Origin of the sequence: Natribacillus halophilus, from assembly GCF_900100185.1 — a bacterium.
Taxonomy (GTDB): domain Bacteria; phylum Bacillota; class Bacilli; order Bacillales; family Marinococcaceae; genus Natribacillus; species Natribacillus halophilus.
Window position 1 is genome coordinate 125,527 of sequence record NZ_FNEN01000005.1, and the last position, 13,075, is coordinate 138,601.

Annotated in this window: 14 protein-coding genes; 2 read left to right on the plus strand and 12 right to left on the minus strand. The window is 41.1% G+C overall.

Going from position 1 to position 13,075, the window contains the following annotated elements; translation table 11 throughout:
- Positions 1-10 precede the first annotated feature (10 nt).
- The 12 genes from ade to BLS58_RS07970 form a co-directional block, all read right to left on the minus strand.
- A complete protein-coding gene (gene ade, locus BLS58_RS07915; protein ID WP_090397714.1) occupies positions 11-1,822 on the minus strand; it encodes an adenine deaminase in 1,812 nt (603 codons plus the stop codon).
- 5 nt (positions 1,823-1,827) lie between these two features.
- Positions 1,828-2,109, minus strand: a complete 282-nt coding sequence (locus BLS58_RS07920; protein WP_090397717.1) for a EutN/CcmL family microcompartment protein — start codon at positions 2,107-2,109, stop codon at positions 1,828-1,830.
- A 13-nt stretch (positions 2,110-2,122) separates the two neighbouring features.
- Positions 2,123-2,857 (minus strand): hypothetical protein, encoded by a 735-nt coding sequence (locus tag BLS58_RS07925; protein WP_090397719.1) that lies wholly within the window; start codon positions 2,855-2,857, stop codon positions 2,123-2,125.
- Positions 2,858-2,859: 2 nt separating this feature from the next.
- The gene (locus BLS58_RS07930) at positions 2,860-3,138 is read right to left on the minus strand and encodes a BMC domain-containing protein (RefSeq protein ID WP_090397721.1); all 279 of its coding nucleotides are present in this window, start codon (positions 3,136-3,138) and stop codon (positions 2,860-2,862) included.
- A 27-nt stretch (positions 3,139-3,165) separates the two neighbouring features.
- Positions 3,166-3,603, minus strand: coding sequence for a BMC domain-containing protein (locus BLS58_RS07935; RefSeq protein ID WP_090397723.1), 438 nt, complete (start codon positions 3,601-3,603; stop codon positions 3,166-3,168).
- Between the two features lie 35 nt (positions 3,604-3,638).
- The gene (locus BLS58_RS07940) at positions 3,639-4,586 is read right to left on the minus strand and encodes a hypothetical protein (RefSeq protein WP_090397725.1); all 948 of its coding nucleotides are present in this window, start codon (positions 4,584-4,586) and stop codon (positions 3,639-3,641) included.
- 18 nt (positions 4,587-4,604) lie between these two features.
- Positions 4,605-4,868 (minus strand): BMC domain-containing protein, encoded by a 264-nt coding sequence (locus BLS58_RS07945; protein WP_090397727.1) that lies wholly within the window; start codon positions 4,866-4,868, stop codon positions 4,605-4,607.
- A 23-nt stretch (positions 4,869-4,891) separates the two neighbouring features.
- A complete protein-coding gene (locus BLS58_RS07950; RefSeq protein WP_090397729.1) occupies positions 4,892-6,235 on the minus strand; it encodes a UbiD family decarboxylase in 1,344 nt (447 codons plus the stop codon).
- Positions 6,204-6,791, minus strand: coding sequence for a UbiX family flavin prenyltransferase (locus BLS58_RS07955; protein ID WP_090397731.1), 588 nt, complete (start codon positions 6,789-6,791; stop codon positions 6,204-6,206). The genes BLS58_RS07950 and BLS58_RS07955 overlap by 32 nt, the downstream gene beginning before the upstream one ends.
- A 3-nt stretch (positions 6,792-6,794) precedes the next feature.
- Positions 6,795-7,382 carry a cysteine hydrolase family protein gene (locus tag BLS58_RS07960; protein ID WP_090397733.1) on the minus strand — a complete coding sequence of 196 codons (588 nt, stop codon included), beginning with the start codon at positions 7,380-7,382 and terminating at the stop codon, positions 6,795-6,797.
- A gap of 3 nt (positions 7,383-7,385) precedes the next feature.
- Positions 7,386-8,861 carry a dihydroorotase gene (locus BLS58_RS07965; protein ID WP_090397735.1) on the minus strand — a complete coding sequence of 492 codons (1,476 nt, stop codon included), beginning with the start codon at positions 8,859-8,861 and terminating at the stop codon, positions 7,386-7,388.
- Between the two features lie 200 nt (positions 8,862-9,061).
- Positions 9,062-9,421 carry a Na-translocating system protein MpsC family protein gene (locus BLS58_RS07970; protein WP_090397737.1) on the minus strand — a complete coding sequence of 120 codons (360 nt, stop codon included), beginning with the start codon at positions 9,419-9,421 and terminating at the stop codon, positions 9,062-9,064.
- Positions 9,422-10,051: 630 nt separating this feature from the next.
- Between BLS58_RS07970 and BLS58_RS07975 the strand changes: the two genes are divergently transcribed.
- Positions 10,052-11,554, plus strand: a complete 1,503-nt coding sequence (locus tag BLS58_RS07975) for a uracil permease (RefSeq protein WP_090397738.1) — start codon at positions 10,052-10,054, stop codon at positions 11,552-11,554.
- A gap of 26 nt (positions 11,555-11,580) precedes the next feature.
- Positions 11,581-12,924: a 5'-deoxyadenosine deaminase gene (locus BLS58_RS07980; RefSeq protein ID WP_090397740.1), complete on the plus strand. Its 1,344-nt coding sequence runs from the start codon at positions 11,581-11,583 to the stop codon at positions 12,922-12,924.
- The last annotated feature ends 151 nt before the right edge of the window (positions 12,925-13,075 follow it).

Below are 13,075 nucleotides of genomic sequence, written 5' to 3' on the forward strand. Positions count from 1 at the left end.
TAGAACCTCCTTATTCTATCACAGTGGGCAGCACTTCAAATTTATCAACATCAATTAATCCCATATCAGTGATTTTCCATTCAGGGCTTGTCACAAGAGACCAGAAAGATAAATGCATGAATGGTACATGAAAATCACAACCCAAATCGTCTTTGGCCAACTGGGAAAGTTCACTGACGCGTTCACTCACTTCTTTTCCATTTAATTCATCCGTGATCAATCCCCCGACTTTGAGCGGGAGGTCGCCAACCACTTTTCCATCCTTAATCATTGCAATGCCCCCGTTCATGGAAATAACTCGATTAACGGCAGTGACCATATCATTATAGTTAGTTCCCGTAACAATGATATTGTGGGTGTCATGGGCAACACTTTCAGCAATGGCACCGCTTCTAAGCTTGAATCCATGCAAAAATGTCTTACCTATTTTCTCGCTCCGACCATGTCTTTCGACAACTAAAAGAGGGAGAACATCCTGTTCAAGACACGGTTTCACGACTCCATCGGAGACATTCAAATCGAATTCTTTTGCACCTGTCAAATTTTGATCTGGAATAGCGACGATCGATCGCACACGAGCTTTATTTCCACGTGCTAAGATGTGCAGATCTTTGGCTTCAACAGGTGTTCTTTTCACTGAGTTTTTAACGCTTTCCGGATACGTATAAGAAGGGAGATCGATGGTCAGTTCACCTTTTTCCGCGGACGGCTTTCCATTTAAGTAAACTTTATCGATCGTCATTTCATTCAAATCGTTAATGACCGCAATATTAGCACGTTTACCGGGAGCTAACATTCCTACATCTTTCAACCCAAAATGAGTAGCGGGGTTAATAGTTGCCATTTGGATGGCTTCAACCGGATCAATGCCTTCGGCAATCGTCCTTCTAATGATGTCATTCATATGACCGTCTTTAAGTAAATCTTCGGGCACCATATCATCAGAGACGACCATAGCCCTTCTGGAATCAAGACCTTCTTCCTTGATGGCACGAACACATTCCGCCATATTCCTTTGCGATGACCCTTCACGCATAAATACACTGACACCATAACGTAATTTTTCTACAGCTTCTTCTTTTGTTGTTGTTTCATGACAAGAAACATGTGTCCCTCCGCTAATAATATGTGCAGCAAGTTCTTTCCCGAACAACCCCGGAGCGTTTCCTTCAACCGTTTTCCCGATGCTATTTGCATAAGAAACCGCTGCTACTAAGTCATCAATAATCTCAGGAGCGTTTTGATATACAGGCTGAATGTTACTGAAGCTTTGAATTTCTCCAATGCCTTGAACATTATCGTCATTCAGTAGATCTTTCATATGTTTAGCCGTTACGTCTTCCCCGGCGGTTTCTAGTCCAGGTGCATCCGGAACAGCAGCTGGGACAGTAATATATACTTGATTCGGCAAGGTTTTCGCTTCTTTGATCATTTCTTGCATCCCATGAACGCCAAGTACATTGCCGATTTCATGCGGGTCTCCCACAAGTGTCGTTGTACCCGTCGGTATCGAGAGTCTTGAGAATTCCGTAGCCGTCAACATGGAACTTTCAAAGTGCATATGTGAGTCAATAAATCCGGGGCTAATAAATTTACCCCGTACTTCTTCAACGATTGTTGATGATCCAATTAAATCCGCGGCGTCCCCCACGAGCAAAATATGCTCATTTTTAATGGCAACATCTGCTTCATAGATTTCCCTTGTTACTGTATTTATAATATAGCCACCTTGAAGCACAAGATCGGCATGTAAATGGTGATTCAATAATACATCAATCAATTTACGGTGCTGGATGGCCTCTTTGTATTTTTCTGCTTCCATTTGCTTCACCCTTTCCCATAATCACATTCCAAAATATCAATAATGCCGACTATAGCTGCATCTACAGGTGCACTATAGTTATCACACGCTCTGGAAGCGATACTTCCTTTAACGAAAATCACTTTTTCCCCTACCCCCGCACCGACTGTATCGACTGTAATAATAGGCTGCGACTGCACTGGCTGTTCATCAATACCAATCGGCTGCGTTACCAACATTTTTGCGCCGACCAGACTCTCATCCTTTCTCGTCGCTGTAACAGTACCGACTACAATACCGATTTCCATATCAAACGTCCTCTCATTCTTTATAAATTTCAATTTTATTTTCTTTTGCTAAGTCTTGGGCAAGAGGAGTAATGACAGTACGGGAATCAATGAAAATCTCACTGTGAGATTGAGAGACCATTTGTTCAATTTCTTTTGCCGTTATAATACGTTTACTTGTAAATGGAGAAAAAAAATACTGTTTAACTTCTTGTTCATCGGCAAACATTTTGATGCCAAAACCGCGAAATTGATTTAATTGATTTTTCAGTTCATGTTTAAAAAATGGGCTTCCCTGGTTCAATCCATTATCATCCCATATGGAATGATAAGGATTTGAACCAATCTCCAAGGCAGTGACTGTTTTACCTTTCATTAATGCCCATAATATTGTTTGAGTGAACAAACGTTGTTCGTTGAATCGTAATAAATCTGATATAAATGAAAAAGAAAGCACTGGAATAAAAAAAGATGAAAACCGTGCTTTCGTTTCTTCGAGACGATCGTACGGAACAAAAGCATCGATTCCTGTTAATTCACGAATTTCTTTTCTGCTGTATGCGTTCAATACAGATGGTTCCATACATAGATAAACAGTGGCACCTTGCGATTTTAATACATTCAAAGCCGAAAAGCCTTGTTCCATACCTACCATGTGCCGGGCAAGGAGAGCCAGGATTTCCGGCCGTTGAGGAACTTCCGACTGGTTTTTGGTTAGAAGTGCTCGCAAAGTGTAAGTAACAACGGCACTTTGCTTTTTACGATCCATGCTTATTCGCCTTTAGAAAGAAGGGTACGCTCAATCTCATTGTGAGGACGCGGGATGACATGGACAGAAATCAGCTCTCCTACTCGCCCTGCCGCATTAGCACCTGCATCAGTGGCGGCCTTTACAGCGCCAACATCACCTCTCACCATGACTGTTACCAACCCGAAGCCAATTTTATCGTAACCGCATATTTCTACATTAGCTGCCTTTACCATGGCATCAGCTGCTTCAACAGCCCCGACAAGACCTTTTGTTTCCACTAATCCTAATGCTTCACCCATCGTTATGACCTCCTATTTAAACTTAGTTTATTTACCATTTTCGTTTTTCACGGTCTCATTTTCTTGATCCTTAGGTTTTGTATTTGTGGACTTCTTGCTATTTTCTGCGCGTTGATTATCTGTTTTCTTTGTTGTACTTTCATGAGGCTGTTTTGATTTTTGATTCGCTTCTTCCGTTGACATATACTTGTCAATCAATGTCTCTTTAACATTTGCATGTGTGCGCGGAATTACATGCGATGAAACGATATTCCCCACACTCTCACCTGCATGAGTCCCTGCCTCAACCGCCGAAGTAACTGCTGCAACGTCGCCACTTAAATGAACGGTTACACTAACATACCCGTCAACACCGATGACTTTTTCAATACCAAGAATTTCAACATCGGCAGCTTTCACAGCTGCATCAGCTGCAGATATGGCCGTTGAAAATCCAACCGATTCAATCAATCCGAGCGCAATCATTACGTCCACCTCCTTTACCGTGATCCCTTGTCATATTATATGAATTGACCTCCATTACTTTTGAAAACTTTTTCTACTTCTTTAATGGTGTCTTGATTCCCGGCAACAAGTAAATATTCTTGTGCAATGTTGTAGTTGATAGTCCTTTCCGGAAGCATCTTTAATACATGATCCAACAAGGCAATATTACTATAATAAGACAACCCTTCGATGATGCCTAACCCCTCAACGGTTATATTAAGACCAAGTTGTTTGGACAACCATGTGCTCGGATAGTCAACTTTATATACTTCATAGCTTTTCATTGTGTGTCGGTTTAGTTTTTGAAATAACTGATGGAGTACTTTTTTTAACCAGATTTCATCCTCATGATATAACTCCAGTAAAAACTCGCCTTTATTTTCTCTGTCCCACTCTATATAAAACTTGACTGACTGATGTTCTCTGATAAGGTCATTTATGAACAATAATTGGCTTGGATAACACTCGGAAAAGTTAAGAATCCCTACACTAACGCCTTGTGGTTTGCGATTAAATAATCTTTCAATGCCTATCGAAGGTTTAGGGAAAAGCCAAGCCGAACCCCCCGTTTTGGATTTTCCGATCATTACGGCAACATTCAAGGTATTATTTTGGTAACTCGAAACCTCGGAGCTCTGTCCTGTGGTAAGCGACATGGTTTGTAATTTTGACAGCGCATCGCTGGAATAGCTAGTTGGTGTCATCTCTACTTTGGGCGCCTGTGGTGTATGCTGATTTGTTTGGTTTGATTCGTTAGACGTAAATGACGGATTTTTATTTAAACTTGTAGATAACCGCTTTCCTTTGTTTTGATTTTGATAGTTTGGCCGTTTTATTGATTCAATTGAAGGCGTACCATTCTCGTGTTGAAAAGTCTCTCTATTTTTATTCCTGTCATTGGCATTCATTTCTTCATTTTGATTCAATATTTGCCCAACCATCTCTTTCATAAAATCAGACATCGCAGCACCATCACCTCCTTACATTAACTTCTCGAGTTCAGAATGCGGGCGCGGGATAACGTTACTGGAAATTAGTTCTCCACCGACACGGTTTGGGGCTGACTTACCAATCTCCACAGCAGAATTAACATCGGCGACATCCCCTTCTATAATGACGGTGATCAAGCCTGATCCGACTCTTTTTAAATCAAGACAGCGAATATTGGCTGCTTTCGCCATCGAATCCAAGGCTTCTGCTGCCGAAGTTAACCCTCTCGTTTCAACTAACCCAATTGCGTTCACAAGTTTCCCCCCTATGCATTAGGTTACAAATAATCAGCTAAATCAACATCTATTGGTATAGCCGGTCTTCTAAATTCATTTTTTTGATCTAGAGGGATGGTTGCATCGATTCCCATTTTTGCCGTTACTCCTCTTAGATTGTGTGAAGCTTCAAGTGGAGACCCTTTTGCTCCGGGTGTAATAAAAATGTCTACATCCGCCTGGATTCTAGTGGCGATTGCCCATTCAACATCCTCAGGATTCAATAGGTCAACATCCTCATCCACAACAACCACGTGCTTTAAATCTTTATCGCTTGCAAAAGCTGCCATAGCAGCTTGTTTTCCATCTCCATCCGTTTTTTTGTCAATTTGGATAATCGCGTGGAAACGAGCAGCTGCAGCCATCGTAATGTGAACCGCTTTCACATTCTCAACAACTTGGCGGACAGTGCTCAACAATGTCATTTCACGGACGAGGCACATCGGTAATTTTTCTTCCGCACTTGCCGGCATAATGGTTTGGGAAATGGCATTTTTTCTATAAGTTAACGCTGACATTTCCACAATTGGTTGCGGCATATTGCCTCCATAATACCCCCCGAGTTCTCCAAATGTACCTTCTGAATCACGTCTGTGCGGTAGAATTTTTCCTTCGAGTACGATTTCAGCTTCAGCCAAAACTTCAAGGTCAACGGTACGGCATTGAACCACATCTAAAGATCGCCCGATCAACGCGCTGGCTATATTAAGCTTATCCGTATGGAATAAATGTGTACTCACTTGTGATGCGAGCACAACAGCTGGGAGAACACCGAACATGACGGCAACTTCCAATGGTTCATCGTTTTTCTCAAATGCGGCGTAGTGACGTTGTAGCTCTGGAGAAGTAATCGCAATGTTTGTTTTATTTTCACCTATGAACCCCATTCGACGGATTGATGTGTATCTCTTTTGTCCATCTGGCTCTTTAACGACGAGTACGCCCGAAACATAATAAGGTCCGCAATCTTCTTCGTGAAAGGTCGGTATAGGAAAGTATTTGTCTAATTCGAAAGGACTGTACATAACATTCTCATGGACAGGGGCAGATTGAGAATGGATAGTATTGGTTTTCATTGGGTGAACAATTCCTTCAATCAATGATGGAATCAGTTCAGATGATGAAATGCCCATACTGTCGGCCATTAGCTCCCGGTCACCGCCAAGTCCAGCCGCCATCGAAGATTGATAACCTTTAATGTTATCAAACAGAAAAGGCTGTTTGCCATCTTTTGTTTTAACGACAGCTCCCATTTCATATTCAGGATCAACTTCTTTTTTGATACGATAGAGAATACTTCGATTTTCCCAGTTTTCAATCAGTTCTCTCATTGATACGGGGTTCATTGCTTTTCTCCCCCCATCTGTCGATAAGACTGTGATCAATATTAAGTCCATCCAATATACGTGAAACGATAAAATTTATTAGTTCCCAAATTTCTTTCGGTCGATGGTAAAATCCTGGCGAAGCAGGCATAATCGATACGTTTGCTTCTGCAAGTTTTGTCATGTTTTGCAAATGAAACAAATGAAACGGTGCTTCTCTGGGAACAACAATGAGGTTACGTTTTTCCTTCATTACAACATTGGCCGCACGGCTTAATAGTGTATCTCCAATGCCATTTGCGATCGCCCCCAACGTATTCATCGAACAGGGTACAATAACCATTCCATCAGTTTGAAAAGAACCACTGGCGACAGGGGCAAACAAATTTTTATCATCATGTACTTCTGCAAATTGTTGCATATCTTTGATATCGACACCACATTCGTATTGCATTACCTTTTCTCCCGTTTCGGTTGCAACCACGTGTGTCTCAACACCCAATTGATGAAGGGCGTGGATCAATGTATAAGCATACAAAGACCCACTTGCTCCTGTAATACCAACGATAATTCTCATGTGTTAATTGCTCTGTTTCTGGGAGAATTTCTGTTTTACGCCTTTTTTGTATTCGTCAGTTGTCATAACCTGACCAAATAAACCCATATCCACCAAACCTGCCTTATGCATTTCATCAGTTTTGGAGGCTGTCGCATCTGACAAGCATACGACGTTATAAGTGTAATACAAAGCATCGGAAGCAGTGCTTCTTACACAAACATTTGTCCAATTCCCTGTCAATACCACAGTGTCAATGCCCTCTTCACGCAGGAAAAGGTCAAAATCGGTGTGTGCAAAAGCACTATGACGTCTTTTTTGGACAATATAATCCCCTTTGTCCTCGTCCGGTTGTAATTCGGGTATAAATTCTGCTCCCCATGTGCCTTTTATGGCATGAACAGGCCTTACTTTGAAATCAGCATCGTTTTTTCGATGGGCTTCTTGTATAAATACAACCTGAATGTCATTCTCATGGCTGAAATCAATCATTTCTCTAATTTTGGGTACGATTTTTTCATTATTCTCTACGCGTAATGCTCCACCTTCTGAAATAAAATCGTTCAACATATCGATGACAACGACCGCGTGCTTGTTTCCTTTTAATTCCATTTTTTAAATACCTCCTGCGGATTGTTTTTCTTTTTCTTGCACCTTTATAGGTTTACCCAAGGTATTTTCCGTTTCATATTTCAACTCTCTTGTAAGGTGTTGAATACTTTGGCGTTCGACATATTTTCCATAGCCTGGTTCGCTTACAATACCGCCGTCATCGGCATTGTATACCGTTTTGCCTCGAACGATGGTTTGCACGGGAATGCCTTTTAGTTCCATGCCGTGGAAAGGAGTGTATTTAGCATCCGTCAGCACATTGTCCTTGTCAATGGTATACTCACGTTCTAGATCGATCACAGTAAAGTCCGCATCACTGCCAAGCTCCATCGCACCTTTTTTCGGGTAAAGGCCGTAATGTATGGCGGCGTTTCGGCTGGTCACTTCTACAAACCTTGATAATGATAAACGCCCTTTATTCAAACCTTCACTCACCAGAATCGGCACCATTTGTTCTACCCCAGGCATACCGGGGAAACTGGTCCAAATGGTCGAACCCTTCTTCTCAGTTTCAATATTATAAGGGGCATGATCCGTTCCGACGAAATCTACCGTGCCATCTGCAAGTCCTTGCCAGAAGGCTTCATTGTCTTCTTTCCCACGTAAAGGCGGAGCAATTTTTGCAAATGTTCCCCATTTGTTCATTGCTTCCTCTGCATTCAACACCAAGTATTGAGGGCACGTCTCTGATGTGACCTTAACTCCGCGTTTCTTTGCTTCACGAACGAGCTCAACACCTTTTTTTGAAGTCATGTGAACAACATGAACACGAGCGTCTGTTTCTTCAGCGAAACTGAGAATTAGTTCTATAGCCGTTTTTTCAGCTATAACTCCTCTTGCTTCTGACCAGGCAACCGGATCTTCACGGCCTTCTTTTTCCAGTTTATTAGAATAAAATGTACATATGTCGAGGTTTTCTGCATGAACCCCGATTGGCAAGCCTGTTGGGGCCACATGACGAAAGATTTCGAGCATTTCCGCATCAGATACCGGCGGGAACGTTGGAACAGAAGGTGTCATATAGACTTTAAAAGCAACAACGCCTTCATCTATTTGAGGTTGAATATTGTGGAGCTTTTCTTCGCGAACATCTTCTCCTGTCATCCCACCCCAAAAAGCGAAGTCAATGACTGCTTTCTCTTTAATTGAATTTAATTTTTCATAAAATTCTTCTCGGCTACGTACTGATGGTTTGGTTGTGCACGGCATATCAATGTGAGATGTTAAACCTCCTTTTGCCGCCGATCGCCCAGCTGCGTCAAACGTGTCACGGTGATTAAAACCAGGCTCCATAAAATGGGTGTGGGGGTCGATACATCCCGGAACCACCAGCTTTTGTTGTACATCAAATACTTCGTCAGCTTCTAAGCCTTCTATAGAATTAGTGAAACCAACGATTGTTCCTTGATCCACCAAAACATTTGTCAACACCTGCCTGTCTCCTTGAGGAATATGGGCATTTTTCAAGATTAAATCCATAAATTATCCCTTCCTTTAATCATTTTTATATAAATAAAAAACCGTAGATGATTGAAGGCATAAGTAATACCTCTCTACATCTACGGTTTCTCATTACACCGGTTTAACGGAGAATAAGCTCCCGCATTACATTTAGGTGGAAGAATTATAGCGAGTAAATCGCCTTATATTCCCCCTTAGATCTTACTCTGTTGTTACATCTAAAAATCTTCATTGAAGTGGATCACCGTACATGCGTATTCAGAATCAGGATCAAAATCCTTCAATACAGTGAATACCCCTATGCCCAGATGACGCTCGATCTCTAGTTTCAATCTGCCCTTAAATTCCTTGATAAGTGCCGCATCAGCAGCCAAAGTCAACTCTTTATACTCATTGTTAAGGGCATTTAAAGATGGATTACGCTTATGTTCACTGAAAATGACAACAGTGTTATTAAAAGTCTCGATTTTTTGTTTCTTCACCCCTAATCCATGAACTTCTTTGTTGATCTTGTTGTAAAGTTGTGACACTTCTTTCTTCAGATTACTTTTTGTTGGATCCGAAACATCTTCCGTCATCAATCACCCCTCCAAGTATAAAGGTTGTTTGGAGAACAAGTGACAAAAATTACACATCATTTGGGAACGATTTAGATATTTCTATGATTTAAATTTTATAATAACTTTATAAAAACGTCAATACCTTTCTCACTGATGATTTTATATATATGTCGAACAGAAATAGATATTGACATCCTTTTTTTACTTAAGTTTACAAGTTTTTTAATATATTGACTTTTCCGTTTTGCTTCTCTATACTTAAATCAACTTGAAATTGAATTCGTTCATTCGGTTCATTTTCTTGCCAAAACTACTGGTTGCTCATCCTCTGTTTATCGGAGGTTCCTGGAGCCGTAGATGAAGAAGTGATTCTTCTAACTACGGGTCCATTTTTTATTATTGGAACATGTTTGTTACATCCGGAATTAGAAGACGGTGGAGGTGGTTTGAGCGAAGGGATAAAGATTTCGTATTTGGCCGTGGACCGCAGGCTTAGTTGCACTTATGCAGGATAAGAAAGTGGTTTATACTTTCTTACCTGCCAAAAAAAGATTACTAACCGCATTGCTTCGGTTGTGATGAGAGTCCCTTGTCACTTGTATCTCGGCTGATGCCATGAGCCTATTAATAAGAGGAGGCAGCAGTATAATGGAGCAAAAGGCTTTTCATTATCCCTGGTACAAAAAAGAAGATACGGATGCTTTTTTTGCTTTGTTTCAAAATAACCTTGCCAATTTTGTTATTATTGCAATCACAATGCTCGGAATGGGGTTTCCCACGGATATTGTTTTCGGTCAAGTTATCCCAGGTGCAGCCGTAGCGGTATTATTTGGCAATCTGTATTATGCCTACACCGCGAATCGTCTGGCAAAAAGAGAACAAAGGACAGATGTAACAGCCCTGTCTTATGGTGTCAGTACGCCCGTAATGTTCATCTTCCTATTTGGAGTTCTATTACCGGCTATTACACTAACTGATGATCCACAATTGGCCTGGACAATAGGGGTTGCTGCTGCCTTTTTAAGCGGACTGATTGAGGTTCTCGTCAGCTTAATTGGAAGATGGATTAAAAGAAACTTACCAAGAGCGGCAATGCTAGGTGCCATAAGTGGAGTAGCTTTGACCTTCATCGCAGGTGAAATGCTTTTTATGACAATGGAAATACCAGTAGCTGGCCTTTTGGCTTTGGCTATTATTATCGTAGGTGTTATCGGAAAAATAACCATGCCATTTAGGATTCCAGCTTCTTTATTTGCAATTATCATCGGCACAATTTTAGCATATACTTTTGGGCCTGCCAGTATTGATCAGATCACAGAAGGTTTAGCCTATGTGGGCTTTTACCCCTTCACACCCTCTTTAGCAGTTTTTGAAGGCATGACTTATCTTTTCGGTGCCATGATTGGCATATTTGCGGTTGTTCTTCCTATCACAATCTATAATGCTATCGAAACGATGAACAATGTGGAAGCAATGGAAGCAGCCGGGGATAAGTATGATGTCCGAGAGTGTCAAGCTGTTGATGGGGTAGGAACAATGTTGGGGTCGGTTTTTGGAGGACCTTTCCCTACTACTGTTTATCTCGCGACAGTTGGAGCCAAGTACATGGGAGCAGGGCGTGGCTATAGCATTTTGAATGCGTTTGTGTATACACTCACAGCCATCTCTGGTTTGATCGCTGCGGTTTCGGAAATTATCCCCGTAGCCGTTATAGCCCCTATTCTTGTCTATGTAGGTGTTGCCATGATCTCAACAGCATTTGAAACGAATGCTACAAAATACTATCCAGCTGTTGTAATAGCCATGCTTCCATATTTTTCAAATTATTTAATGACTCAATTTCAAGATGATGCGCCTGAAGTAGTTGCAGATATCTCGTCAGGGATAGTTCCGCTAGGTGACGGAGCCATGTTTACAGCCTTGATCATGGGAGCAATTGTCGTCTTTATTATTGATGGAGACTTTAAAAGGGCAACTATATTTGCTTGTATTGCATCTGTTTTCTCCTTTTTCGGACTCATGCACGCACCGGAGTTAGCGTTCAGTGCAGCGCCGGAGTTTGCCTTAGGTTACTTAATTATGGGGCTTTTCTTCCTTTATCAGGCTGTTAAAGACGTGAGAGTAAGAAAAATCCATGAATTGAATCAATGAGAAACATATAGATTGGAGAGATTTTTATGTCAACATTACTCATAAAAAATGCTGAAATTGTAACTGTGAACCCTAAAAATGAGATTATATACGGAGATTTATTGATTGAAGATGATCGCATTGTTCAAATTGATTCTCATATTCAGGAGATGAATGTAGACAAAGTGATTGATGCTAGTCATAAAACAATCGTCCCAGGGTTTATTCATACTCATATTCATTTATGCCAGACTCTTTTCCGAGGACAGGGAGACGACTTGGAATTACTCGATTGGCTTAGCGAAAGAATCTGGCCTCTTGAAGCATCTCACGATGAAGAATCCAGTTATTATTCAGCCATGTTAGGCATTGGAGAACTTATCCAAAGTGGGACTACAACTGTCATTGATATGGAAACGGTTCACCATGCCGACTCTGCTTTTCAAGCTATTAACGAAAGTGGGGTTAGAGCATTAAGCGGGAAGGTCATGATGGATCACGGGAATGAAGTCCCCTTATTGCTGCAAGAAGACACAAATAATTCCATTCAAGAAAGCGTGGATTTATTGGAAAAATGGCATAATCATGACAACGGAAGAATACAATACGCCTTCTCACCCCGATTTGTCGTGTCGTGCTCGGAAGACTTATTGAGACAGGTGCGAGATCTATCCGCCGATTATGATGTTTATGTTCACTCTCATGCAGCAGAGAACAGAGGGGAAATTGAGATCGTTGAACAGCAAACCGGAATGCGGAACGTTGTCTATCTCGATCACATCGGATTAGCCAACGAGCGTTTGATCCTGGCACATTGTGTTTGGTTGAATGATGAAGAAAAATCAATTATTAAAAGCAGAGGCGTTAACGTTAGCCATTGCCCCGGCTCGAACCTGAAACTGGCATCCGGCATTGCCGAAGTGCCCGATATGTTGGATAATGAAATACGAGTAAGCCTAGGAGCAGACGGTGCTCCCTGTAATAATAATTTAGACATGTTTAATGAAATGAGGTTGGCAGCTACGATCCATAAACCAACCCATGGCCCAACGGCCATGGATGCTCAATCAGTTCTTCGTATGGCTACCATCGATGGAGCAAGATCAATAGGATTAGAAAATGATATTGGAAGCTTAGAAGTTGGCAAGAAAGCAGATTTATCCATTCTCAATTTAAATGATTTCCATGTTTATCCTTCTTTTGGCGTTGATCCAATTTCTCGTATAGTATATTCTGCTACAAGAGCTGATATAGAAACAACGATTATTAATGGGAAGCCTGTGATGGAAAATAAAGTAATGAAAACGATGGATAAAGATATTATCTTAAAGGAATCCAATAAATCGATTGACCGACTTTTAAAACGTATACCTACTATTCAATACAGTTGAACACCGGAAAGATATAAAATTCATTATTGACAAAAAAATGAACTTTCGATACAATTTGTATCAATAATAAACATGCTTTGAGCGAAAATGTGTAAGCGCTTTTTCGCTCATATACATGAGCGGATTACGTATTTATTCTGTTCACGGAATA

Excerpts from the sequence above, each read along its gene's own strand:
- ade (WP_090397714.1), bottom strand. The coding sequence starts at position 1,822 with ATGGAAGCAGAAAAATACAAAGAGGCCATCCAGCACCGTAAATTGATT.
- BLS58_RS07920 (WP_090397717.1), bottom strand. The coding sequence starts at position 2,109 with ATGGAAATCGGTATTGTAGTCGGTACTGTTACAGCGACGAGAAAGGAT.
- BLS58_RS07925 (WP_090397719.1), bottom strand. The coding sequence starts at position 2,857 with ATGGATCGTAAAAAGCAAAGTGCCGTTGTTACTTACACTTTGCGAGCA.
- BLS58_RS07930 (WP_090397721.1), bottom strand. The coding sequence starts at position 3,138 with ATGGGTGAAGCATTAGGATTAGTGGAAACAAAAGGTCTTGTCGGGGCT.
- BLS58_RS07935 (WP_090397723.1), bottom strand. The coding sequence starts at position 3,603 with ATGATTGCGCTCGGATTGATTGAATCGGTTGGATTTTCAACGGCCATA.
- BLS58_RS07940 (WP_090397725.1), bottom strand. The coding sequence starts at position 4,586 with ATGTCTGATTTTATGAAAGAGATGGTTGGGCAAATATTGAATCAAAAT.
- BLS58_RS07950 (WP_090397729.1), bottom strand. The coding sequence starts at position 6,235 with ATGAACCCCGTATCAATGAGAGAACTGATTGAAAACTGGGAAAATCGA.
- BLS58_RS07955 (WP_090397731.1), bottom strand. The coding sequence starts at position 6,791 with ATGAGAATTATCGTTGGTATTACAGGAGCAAGTGGGTCTTTGTATGCT.
- BLS58_RS07960 (WP_090397733.1), bottom strand. The coding sequence starts at position 7,382 with ATGGAATTAAAAGGAAACAAGCACGCGGTCGTTGTCATCGATATGTTG.
- BLS58_RS07965 (WP_090397735.1), bottom strand. The coding sequence starts at position 8,861 with ATGGATTTAATCTTGAAAAATGCCCATATTCCTCAAGGAGACAGGCAG.
- BLS58_RS07970 (WP_090397737.1), bottom strand. The coding sequence starts at position 9,421 with ATGACGGAAGATGTTTCGGATCCAACAAAAAGTAATCTGAAGAAAGAA.
- BLS58_RS07975 (WP_090397738.1), top strand. The coding sequence starts at position 10,052 with ATGGAGCAAAAGGCTTTTCATTATCCCTGGTACAAAAAAGAAGATACG.
- BLS58_RS07980 (WP_090397740.1), top strand. The coding sequence starts at position 11,581 with ATGTCAACATTACTCATAAAAAATGCTGAAATTGTAACTGTGAACCCT.